Source organism: Microbacterium murale, from assembly GCF_014635185.1.
In the GTDB taxonomy this organism is placed as follows: domain Bacteria; phylum Actinomycetota; class Actinomycetes; order Actinomycetales; family Microbacteriaceae; genus Microbacterium; species Microbacterium murale.
In genome coordinates, this window is sequence record NZ_BMCM01000001.1 from 1,081,442 (window position 1) to 1,097,743 (window position 16,302).

The 16,302-nt window shown below is 65.3% G+C and carries 12 protein-coding genes; 9 read left to right on the plus strand and 3 right to left on the minus strand.

Features of this window, described 5'->3' with window-relative positions:
* Positions 1-32: 32 nt before the first annotated feature.
* From IEV67_RS05275 to IEV67_RS05310, 8 genes are all read left to right on the plus strand, one after another.
* Entirely contained in the window at positions 33-962 is a 930-nt protein-coding gene (locus IEV67_RS05275) for a DUF6772 family protein (RefSeq protein ID WP_188435477.1), read from the plus strand.
* On the plus strand, positions 959-2,320 hold the full coding sequence (locus IEV67_RS05280; protein ID WP_188435478.1) for an FAD-dependent oxidoreductase: 1,362 nt from the start codon (positions 959-961) through the stop codon (positions 2,318-2,320). Before IEV67_RS05275 ends, IEV67_RS05280 begins: the two co-directional genes overlap by 4 nt.
* Before the next feature lie 3 nt (positions 2,321-2,323).
* On the plus strand, positions 2,324-2,650 hold the full coding sequence (locus IEV67_RS05285; protein WP_188435479.1) for a DUF6385 domain-containing protein: 327 nt from the start codon (positions 2,324-2,326) through the stop codon (positions 2,648-2,650).
* Between the two features lie 11 nt (positions 2,651-2,661).
* The gene (locus tag IEV67_RS05290) at positions 2,662-3,726 is read left to right on the plus strand and encodes a glycerophosphodiester phosphodiesterase (RefSeq protein WP_188435480.1); all 1,065 of its coding nucleotides are present in this window, start codon (positions 2,662-2,664) and stop codon (positions 3,724-3,726) included.
* A 124-nt stretch (positions 3,727-3,850) separates the two neighbouring features.
* The gene (locus IEV67_RS05295) at positions 3,851-5,146 is read left to right on the plus strand and encodes an ABC transporter substrate-binding protein (protein WP_188435481.1); all 1,296 of its coding nucleotides are present in this window, start codon (positions 3,851-3,853) and stop codon (positions 5,144-5,146) included.
* Positions 5,147-5,154: 8 nt separating this feature from the next.
* On the plus strand, positions 5,155-6,063 hold the full coding sequence (locus IEV67_RS05300; RefSeq protein WP_229702754.1) for a carbohydrate ABC transporter permease: 909 nt from the start codon (positions 5,155-5,157) through the stop codon (positions 6,061-6,063).
* 3 nt (positions 6,064-6,066) lie between these two features.
* Positions 6,067-6,876 (plus strand): carbohydrate ABC transporter permease, encoded by an 810-nt coding sequence (locus tag IEV67_RS05305; protein WP_188435482.1) that lies wholly within the window; start codon positions 6,067-6,069, stop codon positions 6,874-6,876.
* A 27-nt stretch (positions 6,877-6,903) separates the two neighbouring features.
* Positions 6,904-8,145 carry an AGE family epimerase/isomerase gene (locus IEV67_RS05310; protein WP_188435483.1) on the plus strand — a complete coding sequence of 414 codons (1,242 nt, stop codon included), beginning with the start codon at positions 6,904-6,906 and terminating at the stop codon, positions 8,143-8,145.
* Positions 8,146-8,149: 4 nt separating this feature from the next.
* On the opposite strand, the gene IEV67_RS05315 is transcribed toward IEV67_RS05310, so the two are convergent.
* From IEV67_RS05315 to IEV67_RS05325, 3 genes are all read right to left on the minus strand, one after another.
* Positions 8,150-9,961 carry a class I mannose-6-phosphate isomerase gene (locus tag IEV67_RS05315; RefSeq protein ID WP_188435484.1) on the minus strand — a complete coding sequence of 604 codons (1,812 nt, stop codon included), beginning with the start codon at positions 9,959-9,961 and terminating at the stop codon, positions 8,150-8,152.
* A complete protein-coding gene (locus IEV67_RS05320; protein ID WP_188435485.1) occupies positions 9,958-10,848 on the minus strand; it encodes an ROK family protein in 891 nt (296 codons plus the stop codon). The genes IEV67_RS05315 and IEV67_RS05320 overlap by 4 nt, the downstream gene beginning before the upstream one ends.
* A gap of 76 nt (positions 10,849-10,924) precedes the next feature.
* Positions 10,925-11,950, minus strand: coding sequence for a LacI family DNA-binding transcriptional regulator (locus IEV67_RS05325; protein WP_188435486.1), 1,026 nt, complete (start codon positions 11,948-11,950; stop codon positions 10,925-10,927).
* Positions 11,951-12,113: 163 nt separating this feature from the next.
* On the opposite strand from IEV67_RS05325, the gene IEV67_RS05330 reads away from it, so the two are divergent.
* On the plus strand, positions 12,114-16,205 hold the full coding sequence (locus tag IEV67_RS05330) for a glycoside hydrolase domain-containing protein (RefSeq protein WP_188435487.1): 4,092 nt from the start codon (positions 12,114-12,116) through the stop codon (positions 16,203-16,205).
* Positions 16,206-16,302: the final 97 nt, after the last annotated feature.

Below are 16,302 nucleotides of genomic sequence, written 5' to 3' on the forward strand. Positions count from 1 at the left end.
TCCAAGTCCACGTATCCAAGGAGAGCAAGCGCATGCAGAAAGTCCTCAGTTACGACCGCGGCCTGGAGCGGTTCAACCCGCTGGCCAGGGTCATCACCTACGACGATTTCGACACCGGGTACAACGGCTGGCTGGATCTCACGCCGAACTTCGTCTACGACGACTACGGGTCCTTCGATTCGGTCGTCGACCTCTCGAGTTGGGCTCCCACGCAGCTCAGTTCGGGCGCGATGCGGTTTGCCTCTTCGCACGGGTCGATGGAGGGCACGTACTCGCTCAAGCTCAGCACTGCGCCGACCGGTGGCCCGCACACCGAGCCGCCACGGCCGGGGAGTATGGGGCACGCGATCAAGCGACTGTCCAGGTTCGGCGATCCCGATCTCATCCAGATCGAGGCGTGGTACTCGTACACGCCGGCGCAGGACCGCTTCGGGATCGGCGAGGACGACATCCGCGCGTTCGGCTTCTTCTTCGATGTGCAGGATGCCGAGCACCGATACATGCCGGGCGTCAGGTACGTCAATGCGCTCGGCGGGAAGCCGGTGCGCAAGTGGCAGTACTACCGGGTCGCGGATGGTGTGAGCAGGGCGGACTGGAACTTCGGTGTCGAGGACGGCTGGTGCGTTCCGGGCGTGGACAACCAGTGGTACGGGCGCCGGTTCGAGGACGGCTCCACCGATGGGTATCAGTGGATCCCCGGCGGTGAGCAGCAGCTGGTGTTCAACGAGAGCCCGGACAAGATCAACTGGATGTACTTCCGGCTCACTGTCGACGTGCGCCAGAGGCGTTATGTCGAGCTGCAGTCAATGGATCAGGTATTCGACATGCGCGAGCTGGCTCCCACTCTCGTGCCGGGCTACAAATCGATCAAGGACCTCATCAACCCGGTGTTCTTCGTCGAGACCGACACCGATCGGACCGTGAACCTCTACCTGGATTCGGTCGTGTACTCGTGCGAGTGAACGGGGCCGTCGCCGAGCCCGCGCGCGAGACTCCGGTCGTCGGGACGTTCGACGTGATCGTCGCCGGCGGCGGTCCGGCGGGAGTGATCGCCGCGATCGCGGCGGCGCGCGGCGGGGCGCGCACCCTGCTCATCGAGCGGTACGGGTTCGTGGGCGGGATGGCGACGAGCGCACTGGTCACGCCGATCAGCGAGTTCCGCGTCGGCGGGCGTCAGCACATCGGAGGGATCCCTCTCGAGCTCATGCGGCGTGCGGCAGCGCTGGGCGGGGCCGAACTCGAACGCGACAGCGGCAACTGGCCGGTCAACGACGAGATCTTCAAGCTCGCCGCGCAACGGCTGCTGCTGGAGAGTGGCGTGACGCTCTTGCTGCACACATGGATCGCGGATGCCGTGGCCGAGGACGGTCGGGTCAGTCACGTGATCGTTCAGAACAAGGCCGGTCGGGTGGCTTACGCCTGCGAGTCGGTGGTGGACTGCACGGGAGATGCGGACATCGTGCGCGCGGCTGGGCTGCCGGCCACCAAGGGCGATGTGCTGCAGCCGGCGACCCTGTGGTTCCAGCTCGGCGGCGTCGACACCGACGCGCTCGGGTACGTCTTCGGGGATGCTGTGGACGGCATCCTCCCCGTGTCGGAGTCGATCCGCGCCCGGCTGGCCGAACTGCACGAGGCCGGTGAGGTGCCGCTGTTCGGCGGCCCGTGGATCAACAGTTTCTTCCACGACGGGCTCGTCAGCATCAACGTGCTGCGCGAGGCCACCGACGCGAGCGATCCGGAATGGTTCTCCCGCACCGAGACGAGCCTGCGCGAGAAGATGCACGCGCTCATCGACGTGCTCCGTCGGGAGTTCCCGGAGTTCCGGGATGCGTGGCTGGCGAAGTCGGGCATCCAGACCGGGGTGCGCGAGACGCACCACATCGTCGGGCTGTACGAGCTGACCGGAGACGACATCATCCATCCGAAGGCGTTCCCCGACACGGTGGCGAAGGGCGCGCACACGATCGACATCCATCACACGGACAGCATCGATCAGAGTGACTTCGTCATCCTCCGCCACCCCTACAACGTGCCGTTCCGTGCTCTCGTGCCAGAGGGCAGCGAGAACGTCGTCATCGCCGGGCGGTGTCTGTGCGCCGATGGCCCCGGATTCGGATCCGTGCGGGTGATGGCGACGTGCATGGCGATGGGTCAAGGGGCGGGAACCGCCGCCGCGCTCGCCGTGCGTCACGGCCTGACGATGGGCGAGATGGACTTCGACCTGTTGCGTGCTGCGCTGATCGACGACGGGGCGATCATCGACTTCGACAACGTCCACGTCGAGAACATCGCGGCACTCGCCGGAACTGACAGGAGCTGAGTCATGCTGCAGAACAACACCTCCGTGCTGGCCAGGAGGGTCGTCATCGATGGAGACTTCGCGACGCTGGCGTACGAGGCAGGATGGGCGCGTGAGGCCGTCGTCTTCGTGCAGGTCGAGGGCGGTCATCCCGATCTCGTCGTGGCGACCGAGATCTCGCCGGACGGGATCAACTGGATCCGTCGCGGTGAGCCCGCGACGCTGTCAGCGGATGCGACGATCGCAGAGCTTTCACTGTCGGCGTTCGGCAACTGGCTGCGGGTGACGGTGACGGGTGCGTCGCCGGAGGCACCCGCCCGCATCCTCATCCACGTGAACGGGAAGAGCTGAACGGGCGACGTGTGACCGGCCGCAAGCACATCGCCCATCAGGGCGTGCACCTGCGCGCGACGATCGCCGGGGAGAACTCGCTCGAGGCGCTGAGGCTCGCCGCTCGCGCCAGGTTCGAGTGCGTCGAGATGGATGTGCGACTGAGCCGCGACGATGAATTCGTCGTCATGCACGACGAGACGCTGAACCGCACCTGCCTCGATCGGCACGGTGGCGAGCTGACCGAACTGGTCCCGGTGTGGAGCAGAACGCTCGACGAGCTCAGGGAGGGGTACGTGCTCAGGGCTCGTGAGTCGCAAGTCCGCGAGCGGATCCCCACGTTGCGCGAGTATCTCGAGGAGGCACGCCGACTCGGCATCCTGCCGTTCATCGAGCTGAAGCTGCACGACCAGCCGCGTCGCGTCTACGACGATCTCCTCGACATGGCTTCGGAGATCCTCGGGCGTGACGGATTCGTGATCACGTCGAACAACAATGCCAACCTCCTCATCCGCGGTCTGGGGGTTCGCGACGTCACGCTGATGGGCATCCTGTATCAGACGACGTTCGAGGAGATCGAGGGGCTGGGCGGCACGATCATGGCCATCAGCCTCACGCGGTTCGACGCAGCCGAGCACGCGGCGCTGGCCCGGCGCGCCCATGAAGCGGGGATTCTCACCGAGACGCACGTCGACACCATGGCGATGCTCGCTTGGGCGGATGAGCGCGGGATCGAGTATCTGTCGACCGACGTCATCGCACCGGATGCCGCGGCCGAGGCGTCGGTCGTCTTCGCCGCGGATCTGCAGGCGGCCGCGCACGACGGGCTTGCGGAGAACGGCGTTGTGACGCTCGACCCCGGACAGCGGCTGACGGTCGCCTCGCCGGAAGTGCCGTTCGGCGCGGCCTTCCTCGAGATGCGGATGTCGGGAGCGTGCGACGGGCGGTTCGCCGGGCAGGAGTTCACGGTGGATGCTGCGGAGAGCACCCGCGTTCGTCATCAGTTGCTTCTGAGTCGGAGGCGCGCCGAGCTCAGTTTCGTCGCCCGCTCGGCGTGCGTCATCGAGAGCATCGGGCTGAAGGTCACAGAGCTCTGAGGCGCGCGGGATTCATCCCCAGTGCGGGTGCCGCGCCACGGCAACCGGCACACACGAATCGAAATGCGTATTGACGTGAAGCTCAGGACTGGTATCGTTACCAACACCGATCGAGGAGGATCACATGGGACAGAGGCACACAGCACTGAAGCGAGTGGGCGGTTTCGGCGTCGCACTCGTAATGGCGTTCGGGCTCGCAGCCTGCGCGCAAGGGTCGTCCACTGGGGGCGGCGGCGACTCGAACGTCGTCACACTGAACGGTGATCGCGCCGACTTCACAGAGGCATACGCGGTTGCTGGCGAAGCGCTCGAGGAATCTGCAGGCTTCGGCCTCGAGGCGCGCAACGTGCCCTCGACCGAGAACTACCAGCAGATCGTGCGCTCTTCGCTGAAGACCGACAGCACGACCGACCTGGTGAAGTGGTGGAACGGGTATCGACTCCAGGAGCTCGCACGGTCCGGTGGGCTCGCGGACCTCACCGACTCATGGGACGCCGCTGTCGAGAAGGGCTGGGTCAACGAAGACACTCGCGACAGCTTCTCCTACGACGGCAAGGTCTATGGCCTTCCCATCTACAAGTCCTACTGGACGATCTTCTACAACAAGAAGGTGTTCGCCGACGTCGGCATCGAAGTGCCCACCACCTGGGCGGAGTTCGAATCGAACAACGATGCGCTCAAGGCCGCCGGCGTCACGCCGCTGTTCGCCACGCAGGAGGCCGGCTGGACTTCGTTCATCTGGTACGCGGAGATCCTGTCCAAGCTCGACCCTGACTTCTATCAGAAACTCATGGACGGAGAGGCGAAGTACACCGATCCGACATCGCGCAAGGCGATGGAGATCTGGTCCGACATGTTCGCCAAGGGCTGGTTCACCTCACCGGACACTGCGTGGGACAACGAGCCATCGCTGTTCGCAGCGGGCACAGTGGCACAGGTTCCGATGGGGTCCTGGCGCAACGGGCTGTTCGCCGACACCATGGATCAGGCCGACTACGGCGCATTCCTCCTGCCAACCGTCGAGGAAGGCGTGCAGCCGTCCGTGATCGTCGAGTCGGGCGTCATCACGATGGCGGCTAAGGCACCCAACGCCGAGGGCGCGCAGGCAGTGATGGACAACTGGCTGAGTCCGGAGGTGCAGCAGCCCTGGGCGGATGAGATCAAGGACACCTCGGCGAACCCGATGGTGGGTACCGACGACCCCGTGCTCGGTTCGATGCTCGAGCAGGTCAAGGCCAACGAGCCGGTCGAGCTGGTGCGCTACTGGGAGGCGGGCCCTCCCGCCCTGATCGAGAGTGGCGTGCAGTTCTTCGGCGCCTTCATGGCAGACCCCTCTCCGGCGAACATCGATCCGACGCTGCAGAAGCTGCAGGATCTGGCTGACACCGAGTGGGCGAACTGGAAGGCAGCCGGCAAGTGACGGGTTCCGTGACGTCGGTCCGTCCCAAGGGAGCCCCCTCGTCGACGGGCCGACGTCCCGGAACGCTCGGAGGTCGGTTGCAGGCGATCCCGTTCCTGCTGCCGGCCGTGGCGCTCGTCGGCGTCATGCTGCTCGTCCCCTTCGCCGCGACGGTCTATCAGAGCTTCACGAACGACGACGGATTCACCGCCGACTTCATCGGGGTCGACAACTTCTTCCGGTTGGCCAGCGACCCGCTGTTCGGACAGTCACTGTTGAACACGGTGATGTGGACGGTGGGAACACTGGTGCTGCCGGTCGGCATCGGTCTGCTCGTCGCCGTGTTCACGTCGCAGATGAAGGGCGGCAAGTGGCTCCGGCTCGCATTCGTCCTGCCCTACGCGCTCTCCGGCGCCGCGACCGCTGTGATCTGGGGCTTCATCCTGCGATCCGACGGTGCGCTCAACCAAGCCATCGCATTCTTCGGCGGTAGCCCGGCGGCATCGGGATGGCTGCTGGAGTGGCCAACGAACACCATCGTGATGATCCTCGCCAATACTTGGCAGGCAACCGGTGTGGCGGTCATCCTCTTCCTCGTCGGACTTCAGGCCATTCCGTCCGAGACCGTCGAGGCCGGCGCCCTCGACGGAGCGACCGGTTACCGGCTGTTCTGGCACATCATCGTTCCTCAACTGCGTCCGGTCACCGTCGTCGTCATCGGGATGTCGATCGCGAACAGCCTGCGCGTGTTCGACATGATCTGGCTGCTCACCAAGGGCGGCCCCGGAGGGTCATCCGAGACGCTCGCCGTGACCATGTATCGACAGACCTTCATCATCAGCGACTACGGCTATGGCGCGGCGGTCGCGGTGGTGCTGGCAATCATCGTCGTGGGCGCGTCCTGGGCCTATCTGCGACAGCAACTGAAGGAGAGCTGAGCCATGGCCCGACTCATCCGCAATGTCGTCTTGACCGCACTGGCCGTCCTCTGGCTGGTTCCGGTGTATCTGCTGATCGTGAACGCGCTCACACCGGTCTCTGAGTATCACGGAGAGCCGCGCTGGCTCCCGGGTGGATTCGCGCTCATCGAGAACATCGTCGCGGCCTGGAACCAATCCTCGCTCGGCCTGGGAATGCTCAACAGCCTGCTGTACGCGACCTGCTCCGCGCTGATCGCGGTGCTGGCTGCCGGGCTCGCCGGATTCGCCGTCGTCGTGATGCCGGTCCGCCGGCCGACGATCTGGTTCTGGTTGATCTACCTCGGCACGCTGCTTCCGCTGCAGATCTTCCTCGCGCCGTTGTTCAAGGCCTATGTCGGCGCGAAGATGTACGACACATCTTTCGGCATGATCCTCATCTACGCCGCGATCTGTGTGCCGTTCGCGTTCTTCATCGTGCGCAACTACCTCACGACCATCCCGCCGGAGATCGCCGAGGCTGCGAAGCTGGACGGCGCGGGTTGGGGCAGGCTGTTCGCACAGATCCATCTGCCCCTGATTCGATCGTCGCTGTTCGCGGCATTCATCTTCCAGTTCACCTGGGTGTGGAACGATCTGCTGTTCGGCATCACGCTGACGACCAGCCCGGATCGGCGCCCGGTCATGGCAGCTCTGGCCGAGATCAACGGCGGTTTCGTGAATGTCGGCCCGCCGGTGGTTCTGGCGGCCGCGCTGCTGGCCTCACTGCCGACGGTCGTGCTGTTCCTGTCGTGCCAGAGGTTCTTCGTGAGCAGCCTGAAGGCATCCGCCTGAGCCGGTCACAGAGGCAGGAGCTTCATCATGCGATGGCACAGCGACCCGAGTTGGTTGATCGACGACCCTGAGCACCAACGGATGCTGTCAGGCGAGGCCGATCGCCTCCGGAGCTTCTTCGCGGAGCCGCCGGGCCGGAAGCGATTCGGCTGGCGCCGATTCGACGGGTCTGTTGACACGGAACGACCGCTGGAGCTGTACAGCGTCGCTCGGCTCGTTCATTGCTTCGGCGTCGCGCGGATGCTGGGTGATGAACAGAGCGACGAGCAGGCGGGTGGATGGGCAGCCGATGGCGTGGAGCTGCTGCTCACCGAGTTTATGCACCCGAGCGGCGGTTTCTTCGATGCCGTGACGTCGGACGGGCTGCCGGTTTCGGAGACGCGCAGCGCCTACGGACATGCGTTCGCTCTGCTGGCTGGCGCCACCGCGGTTCAGGCCGATGTGCCGCGTGGAGCTGAGCTGTTCGGTCGTGCTCGTGACGCGATCGACGATCTGTTCTGGGATGCGGGCGTCGGGGCGGCGGTCGACGAAGTCGATGTGCATGCGCGGCCGGTGTCGGACTACCGGGGGCAGAACGCGAACATGCACCTGACCGAGGCGTTCCTTGCGTCCTATGAGCTCACGCGAGAGCCGGAGTTCTTGCATCGGGCACGTGGACTCGCCGAGCGTTTCGTGCTGAAGGGTGCCGGGTCACGTGAATGGCGGGTACCCGAGCACTACACCCGCGAATGGGAGGTCGACGAAGAGTACGGCCGCGAGCAACCACTCGATCAGTTCCGTCCTTTCGGCGTGATGCCGGGGCATGGTCTGGAGTGGTCACGGCTCGTCCTCGGCATCGCCTCCCACGACCCGAGTTTCGATCGTGCCGAGGAGGCTGCGCACGGTCTGTTCGCACGCGCGGTCCAGGACGGCTGGGACACCGAGAAGGGCGGGGTGAGCTACACCACGGACTTCAGCGGTGAGGTCGTCGGATCCGCGCGAATGCACTGGGTGGTTGCAGAGGCGCTCGCAGCGGCGGTCTGGTTGGCCCGCACCACCGGGAGCGCGGAGTACGCGGAGTGGTACCGCCGGTTCTGGGACTGGACGGATCGGCACGTGATCGATCGCGTCGGCGGCTCGTGGTGGCATGAGCTCGGCGCCGACAACCGTCCGGCATCACATACGTGGCCGGGTAAGCCGGATCTCTACCACGCCTACCAGGCGGTGCTCAGCGCCGGGCTGCTGCGGCCGACCGGTTTCGCAGCCGCAGCAGCCCGTCACGATCTGTGATCTCTCAGTTGTCGCTCGTGCGGGATCCGCGCACGTAGGCCTTCAATGTGGCGAATCGCTCGCTCCGGGAGCGCTCGGTCCGCTCGATCCGGTAGGGGCCGACGGATGCCGGGATGATGAACGTCTCGGCGTAGTGGACGACGAACGGCTCGAACGATCCGGTCGGACTGACGACCCGTGCCTCGTCGCCCTCGACGAGGTTGATCACGTTGACGGTGCCCTCGGTGTCGTGATCGGCGCCCTGGGTGAACCAGTGACGTCGGGTCTCGATGAACTCGAGTTCGTGCAGCCCGGTGCGCTCCTCGGTCACGTCGCCCTCGGTGCGGAGAGTCTCGACCTGATCGATGAGGTTCTCGTTGACCCACTCAGTGTCACGATCCCACTGGATGTTCTTCACGCCGTGGTCGAGGTGCACCGGGCGCGGGATGCCGTCGAGCCCGACCCGTCCCCAGTCCCACAGTTTGAACGTGAAGGTGGAGGGGGTGGCTGAGATCTCGAGCACCATCGAGTTGGCACCCGAGCAGTGGATCGTGCCGGCGGGGATCGCGAAGTGGTCGTGCTTGCGTGCCGGAAAGGAGTTGATGTAGGTCTCGGCGGGGAAGGGCGCGCCGCCCTCCTGGGCAGCGTGGAGGTCTTCGACCATCTGCTGCTGATCGATGCCGGTCTTGGTGCCGAGGTAGACCACGGCGTCGTCGTCGGCGTCGAGCAGGTAGTAGCTCTCGTCCTGCGTGTAGGCCATGCCGAAGGTGTTGCGGATGTAGTCCTGCAGCGGGTGCACCTGCAGGCTGAGGTTGCCGCCGCCCATGGTGTCGAGGAAGTCGAAGCGGATCGGGAAGTCCGCACCGAAGCGCGAGAAGTTCTTGGCTCCGAGCAGCTCGATCGGCTGCGCGAACACGAGGTCGATCGACGGGATCTCGATGACACCACCGTCGCCCTCGAGCAGCAGCGAGTTTTCCTCGGGCACGCAGTCGAAGCACCAGGCGTAGTTGTCCTTCGCGGGGTCGAGCCCGATGACCTTCTTCATCCACTGGCCGCCCCACACGCCGGGGTCGAAGAACGGTACGACGCGGAAGGGACGGGTCGCGGCGTCCCGCAGCGACTGGCGGAAGGCGCTGCCGGTGATCATCCCGGCATCCGGAGAATCGGGGTGCGGCTCGGCCGGAGCGATCGCGTTGCCGTCGACGACGAAGTCGACGGTGTCGAACAGCGAGCGCTTGTGGCGATCGGCTGTGCGCCATTCGACGTAGAAGCCGCGCTTGTACTTGCGCAGGCCGTCTTCGTCCGCGTTGTCGGCACGCCAGTTGGTGGCGCCGGCACGCTGGCGCAGCTGGATCTCCCAGCGAGCCATGTCGACGATGACCGTGGTGGGGCTCTCGATCTTGTCGGCGAGCAGGCCGGCACCCCAGCCGACGACGACGGTTCGCTCGGCGATGCCCGATGCCATCTCGTCGAGCTTGGCAGCCTCGTAGAAGTCGCTGAGTGCGAAGTGGCTCATGACGCCGAGCACGCGGTCGTCAGTGAGGTGCGGAGTGATCAACTGCTCGATCTCGTCGACGGGCCGCGCGGCGTCTTCGACGTCGACGATTTTCCAGTCGGGGAGTGCCTCGCTGATCTGCCGTTTGAGGGCGGGGATGTCGACGCCGGGGTAGGTGTCGACGAGGAGTGCGCCTCCCCGAGACGCGGCGGTCTCAGCGGCGGTCTGCCAGGCGGCGGATCCGCGGAGGATCTTCTCGCCCGCGGGCAGATTCACGGTGGGCTGGGTGTCGTACCGGCCGCGTTCGGTCTGGTCGCGGGTGTCGCTGATCGGCGTGCTCAATGCTTCTCCTGGTCTTCGTGGGTCTGGGGATGCGCGCTGCGGGCGAGAGTGCTCAGCCCGCGGGCTACGGAGTATTCGGGTTCCGGCGGCACGATGAACCGCGGCGGCGTCATGGATGGCCATAGGTGTTCGCGCACGTATGCCTCGACGGGCGCGCTGACGGCGTCGCCGGCGCGAAGGATGCCACCCGAGAGGATGACGACGCTCGGGTCGTACATGTGAATCAGCGTGACGACGCTCGCACCCCACACCCGCAAGAAGCTGTCCCGAATCTCCGCGTGGTCATCGGACTCGAACAGCTCCTTGACACTGAGTCGATCGCTTCGTTCGCGCAGCGCCCAAGCACTCGCCAATGTCTCCCCGCACCCGACGTTCCCACAAGGACAAACCGGCCCGTTGATGTCGACGGTGACGTGACCTCCGAGAATCCCGGCATGCCCGGTGATCCCGCGCAGCGGGACACCATCGATCATCGCTGCGGTGCCGATTCCGGTTCCGAGGGTCACGAGCACCGCGTCGCGCTCGCCGCTGGCGGATCCGGTGGAGGTCTCGCCTATGAGCGCCGCGCGCGCGTCGTTCTCGACGACAGCCGGCAGGCCGAACTCGTCATCGGCCCAGACGCGCAGGTCCAAGTCGCGCAGGAAGTCGTACTTGTCGTTGGCGTGCAGCATGCGTCCGGATGCCGGCGACACGACACCAGGGACGGCGATGCCGACCGCAGTCGGTGTGCCCGTGACTCGAGCGGAGAGCTCGCGGGCTGCTGTGACGGCAGACGCCAGGTCGGAGGCGTCGCCTCTTACGGGCAGATTCTCCGAAGCGACGAGCGCACCGTCATCTATGACAGCGAGCTTGATCTCGGTGCCCCCGAAATCGATGCACAGCTCCATTGCATTCTCCCATCGACTGTTTGGTAACGTTACCAAACTGGATGCCAGGTGTCAACTGAGGTCACATCGAAGCCCGCTAGCGCAGATGCATCCGCAGCGACACCGGCAGCTCGACCTCACGAGTGTCTGCATCCCGTTGTCCGCCGTCGAGTCGATCGAGCAGCAGTCGCGCCGCGATGCGCCCCAGCTCTCTCGGGTCGTGATCGATGACGCTGATGGGCACGGGCGAGAGCTCCGCGAGCTCGAAATCATCGAAGCTCATGAGCTCGGGGAACTCGTCGACCGGGCGGGTTCCGCTGTTGATCTGCGCGCTGATCTCCTTGAGTGCACCGATCGCGTTTCGGTTGTTCGCACAGAAGATCGCCGTCGGCGGGTTGTCGCCCTGCAGCAGTGCGCGAGTGGCATCCCGCGCCTGTTCGACCGCCTGCTGATTGGTGGCGACGAGTGTGGGGTCGATCTGGAGTCCATGCTCCTCGTGGGCCCGGGCGAAGCCGTTGTAGCGCCGCTCGCCCGTGAAGATGGCCAGGCTGTTGCCGAGGTATCCGATGCGAGTGTGACCCGCATCGATCAGGGCTGTTGCACCGTCGTAGGCGCCCTCTTCGTCAGCGAGCACGACGCTGTCCGCGGCCAGGCCGTCGACGCGACGTGAGGCCAGTACGACCGGCACTCCCTGCGCCTGTGACTGCGCGAGATGGCCGGAGTCGGTGCCGGCCGGAACGACGATCAGTCCGTCGACGCGTCGCCCGAGGAAGTCGCCGACGAGCCCTGCTTCACGGGCAGCATCCTCCGAGGTGTTGCCGAGCAGGATGCGGCGCCCGGTGAGCGCTGCTTCTTCCTCGACTCCGAGCGCGAAGGTGCTGTAGTAGGGGTTGGCGATGTTGGTGATCGCGACGCCGATGAGTCCACTGCTGTGTCCTGGGCGGATGCTGCGGGCGTTCTCGTTTCGGTGATATCCGAGTTCGGCGACGGCATCCATCACCCGCTTCTGCACGTCGGGCTTGACGTTCACCCCTCCGGAGAGCGTGCGCGACACGGTCATCGGGCTGACGCCCGCGCGCAGCGCGACTTCTTTCACCGTCGGGCGATTCGCTCGCTCCCCCATGGCTACCTCCGCACTTCGCTCACACCCTTCGGGAACGTTATCAGGCTCCAACTGGCACGGGCATTTGCGCCACCCGAAGGACCATTGACGCGTCCGCAGGCGGCTGATAACGTTACCAATCGCAGTCACGACGAAGTACTGAGATGCAGGGAGTGAATTGTTCATGAGATCCCCGAAGCTTGGCTTGCAGAAGCGGATGCTGGCAGGCCTGACAGCCGCCGTGCTGACGAGCGGAATGCTGGTCGCCGCGGCCGACGCACCTGCCGCGCTCGCGAGTTCCACGTCTGACCAGGCGCGCGACTACGTCGGGCTCGTGAATCCATGGGTCGAAGCGGACATCGCGAGGTTCTTCTTCTTCCAGTCCGCCAGCAACCCGTTCGGAATGGTGAAGCTCCGCCCCGACACCACGACTCACCATGCGCGTGGCACGGGCTATCGCCAGAACGAGAACGACGTCAAGGGGTTCAGTCACCTCCACGACTGGCAGCTGTCCGGCGTGCAGGTGATGCCCACTTCCGGCGAGAGCGTCAGCAAGTTGGAGGGCGACACGGGGTGGCAGTCGCACGTCGAGCACGACGACAGCGAACTCGCCCAGCCCGGTTACCACCGGCTGCACCTCGACCGGTACGACATCGATGCCGAGCTGACGACGACCGACCGGGTCGGGATGCACCGTTACACCTACGGCCAGGACGGTCCGGGCGAGATCATCGTCAGCCTCGGCGGCGTTCTCGGCGAGGCCGTCATGGACGACGCCCACGTGACGCGCGTCAGCGATCGTGAGATCGAGGGGTACGTGAACCAGCACGGCGAGCGTTACCCCGGCCGGCACGACACGACCCTGTACTTCAACATCCAATTCGACACGCCCTTCGACTCCATGAGCGGATGGGCGGATGGCGCGCTGGTCGAGGACGGTGCGGCGGTCGACGAGGTCACCGGACCCGATTCCGGGGTCTACGTCAACTACGACCACCTCGACGCGGGCGACCAGGTGCAGATGAAGGTCGCACTGTCGCTGACGGGCACAGAAGGGGCACGCCGAAATCTCGAGGCGGAGCTGCCCGGATGGGACTTCGACGGCGTCAAAGCCGCGTCGCAGGACAAGTGGAACGAGATGCTGGGCCGGATCGACGTGCAGGGCGGCACCGATCAGCAGCAGGAGAAGTTCTACACCGACCTCTTCCACGTCCTCGCCGGTCGCAGCACGGTCAGCGATGCCGACGGCGCGTACATGGACGACACGTGGAACATCGGCCAGGTCAAGCAGATCCCGACCGATGAGAACGGCGAGCCGGAGTTCGCCATGTACAACTACGACGCCCTGTGGCTGACCCAGTGGAACCTCAACTCGGTGCTCGGTATGGCGTACCCGGAGATCTACTCGAGCATCGTCAAATCGCAGCTGCAGATGTACGACGACGGCGGGCTGCTTCCGCGGGCGCCTGTGGCGGGCAACTACTCGATGGTGATGACCGGCTCTCCCATCACCAACTTCATCTCCGGTGCGTGGAACAAGGGCATCCGCGACTTCGACATCGACAAGGCGTTCGACGCGATGCTCGACGCGCAGTCGCTGGGTGGGCTGTACGACAAAGCATCCTCCGACTATCTCAACTGGGGCACCGGCGGCAACCGCTCGTACCTCGATCTGGGATACGTGTCGAACGAATCGACAGGTCAGAGTGCGGGCCAGACACTCGAGTACGCGCATCAGGATTGGGTGCTCGGGCAACTCGCGGACGGGCTCGACAAGAAGGGCATCAACGCGTCCCAGTTCGCCACCGCGACAGCGTCCTCACGCCTCGACGACAAGCACGCCGCAGAGCACGCCGTCGATGGCCGGCCGTTGCGCGCGCCGACCGACGTGGAGTGGCGCTCCAACGGCGAACAGAACCCCTGGATCGACTTGGCGTGGGACGAGCCCCGCCTGATCGATCACGTAGTGCTCAGCGACCTGGCCGATCCTGAAGACAACGCCCGTGCCGGCGAACTCAGCTTCAGCGACGGCAGCAGTGTCACGGTCGACGAGATCCCTGCCGACGGGAGTGACAAGGTCGTGGAGTTCGACCCGCGGAACGTCGACTCCGTGCGGTTCACCGTGACCGGCGGCGAGGGCGAGAACGTCGGCCTCAGCGAGATCGAGGCGTGGGATGACACGGATCTCGGCGACTACCTCACCGATCGGTCGCAGAACTGGCGCAACGTCTTCGACGAGGAGGTCGGGTTCGCCCGTGCCCGCAACGCCGACGGCAGCTGGCGGGCGAACTTCGATCCGATGTCGTCCAGCGGCTTCAACCAGGCGAACTCGTGGCAGTCGACCTGGTTCACCACGCACGACGTGATGGGTCTGGCCAATGAGATGGGAGGCGAGGCGGCATACGCCGACAAGCTCAACTACGCGTTCGAGCAGTCCGGGATGGGCCAGTACATCGGCGGGTACGGTGACAGCGCCGTCAATTACGGGAATCAGCCCGGCCTTGAGATGGCGCACCTCTTCAACTACGTGGGCTATCCGTGGTTGTCGCAAAAGTGGGTACGTGAGATCAAGGAGGAGGTCTACGGTTCGACGGCGACCGACGATGGTTACGGTCACCACGACGAGGATCAGGGTCAGATGGGCGCGCTCAGTGCTCTGATGGCGATCGGGCTGTTCGAGGTGACCGGCGGCGGGCTGGAGGATCCGGTCTACGACATCACCTCGCCCGTCTTCGATGAGATCACGATCAAACTCGATCGTGACTACTACGAAGGCGACGAGTTCCGCATCGTCACACACGACAACTCGGCCGAGAACCTCTACATCCAGAGCGCGCAGCTGAACGGCGAGCGTCTCGATAACGCGTGGTTCGGCCATGACGAGTTCGCTGCGGGCGGGACGCTGGAGCTCTGGATGGGCGCAGAGCCGAACAAGAGCTGGGGCGTCGACGAGCTGCCGCCGTCGGAGTCGGCATCCGAGGGCAAGCAGCCCGTGTTCGCCTCCGACATCGAGCTCTCGGGGCCCGACCAGATCGTCGAGCCGTACAGCTCGACCGCGTACGGCGCAACGGTGACCCCGGACGACACCTTGCTCGAGGAGGTCTACTGGTCGGTGACCGAGCCAGACGGATCCGCGACCGACAAAGCGACGATCGACAAGTTCAGCGGCGTCCTGACCGTCAACCACAGTGACGGCCAAGTCGCCGTGACGGCGCGCTCCGCGGACAGCGGTGGGGTGAGCTCGACGAAGCTGGTCGACATCGCCTTGGATCCGGATCTGCTCAGAGGCAACGCCGCACGATGGCCGGGAGTCACGGCCACGGCGTCGTCGCAGTACAACTCGGGCTACGCTCCCGCGAAGGCTGTGGACGGTGTGATCGGGCAGAAGGACAAGGGTGACTGGGCTTCCAAGGGAGAGAAGAACCCCTGGATCGAGCTGAAGTGGCCGGAACAGGTGCAGGCCGACAAGATCGTCCTTTACGATCGTCCGAGCGAAGATGACGCCAACGGCGGCACCCTCACCTTCAGCGATGGCAGCACGGTCAAGGTCGAGGGTATTCCCGCCGACGGCACGGCGAAGGTCATCGACTTTGAGATGAGGACGTTCGATTCCGTGCGGTTCCAGGTCGAGGGCGGCAGCGGCCCGAACGTCGGACTGTCCGAGCTCGAGGTCTACGCGGTTCCCTACGGGCCCAGCGCGCCGCTGAACGTCGTCGCGGAGGCCGCGGACCGGTCTGCGCTCGTGTCGTGGGATGCTCCGGAATCCGATGGCGGCGTGCCGATCACGGGCTACCTCGTCACGCCCTACCAAGGGGATGTGGCGCTGGAGCCGCTTGAGGCGGCGGGCGATGCCACCGAGCTGAGCGTTCCGGACCTCCTGCTCGGGGAGACCTACCGGTTCTCTGTGACGGCGCAGAACATGGCCGGTGCGGGGGAAGAGAGCGCACTGACTGAACCGGTGCGCATTGGGCCTCCAGCGTGGGAGAAGGGGACGGTCTACGACACCGGAGATGCAGTGTCGTACAAGGGCGTCGCGTATGTCGCGCAGTGGTGGACCACTGAGGTGCCCGGCGCGTCGGCGACTGGATCCTGGATGGAGCAAGGTGCAGTGAGCACGTGCGCCGAAGGCGACGTCGCTGCATGGACGGACTCGCAGGTCTATGCGGGCGGCGAGCACGTCGTGTTCGACGGCGAGGTGTTCGAGGCGCAGTGGTGGACGCGCAACCAGCAGCCCGGTGAGAAGAATGGCCCTTGGGGGTTGGTTGGGGACTGTTGAGCGTGTGGAACGCACGCACAGCGCGTAAGGAGATCACCATCAGGTCGTGATGCACAAGGTCCACGAGGGCGTGCTCCACCTGCGCTACCGTGTACGG

Coding starts and splice junctions, on each gene's coding strand:
- IEV67_RS05320 (WP_188435485.1), bottom strand. CDS start 10,848: ATGGAGCTGTGCATCGATTTCGGGGGCACCGAGATCAAGCTCGCTGTC.
- IEV67_RS05325 (WP_188435486.1), bottom strand. CDS start 11,950: ATGGGGGAGCGAGCGAATCGCCCGACGGTGAAAGAAGTCGCGCTGCGC.
- IEV67_RS05285 (WP_188435479.1), top strand. CDS start 2,324: ATGCTGCAGAACAACACCTCCGTGCTGGCCAGGAGGGTCGTCATCGAT.
- IEV67_RS05275 (WP_188435477.1), top strand. CDS start 33: ATGCAGAAAGTCCTCAGTTACGACCGCGGCCTGGAGCGGTTCAACCCG.
- IEV67_RS05310 (WP_188435483.1), top strand. CDS start 6,904: ATGCGATGGCACAGCGACCCGAGTTGGTTGATCGACGACCCTGAGCAC.
- IEV67_RS05295 (WP_188435481.1), top strand. CDS start 3,851: ATGGGACAGAGGCACACAGCACTGAAGCGAGTGGGCGGTTTCGGCGTC.
- IEV67_RS05330 (WP_188435487.1), top strand. CDS start 12,114: ATGAGATCCCCGAAGCTTGGCTTGCAGAAGCGGATGCTGGCAGGCCTG.
- IEV67_RS05305 (WP_188435482.1), top strand. CDS start 6,067: ATGGCCCGACTCATCCGCAATGTCGTCTTGACCGCACTGGCCGTCCTC.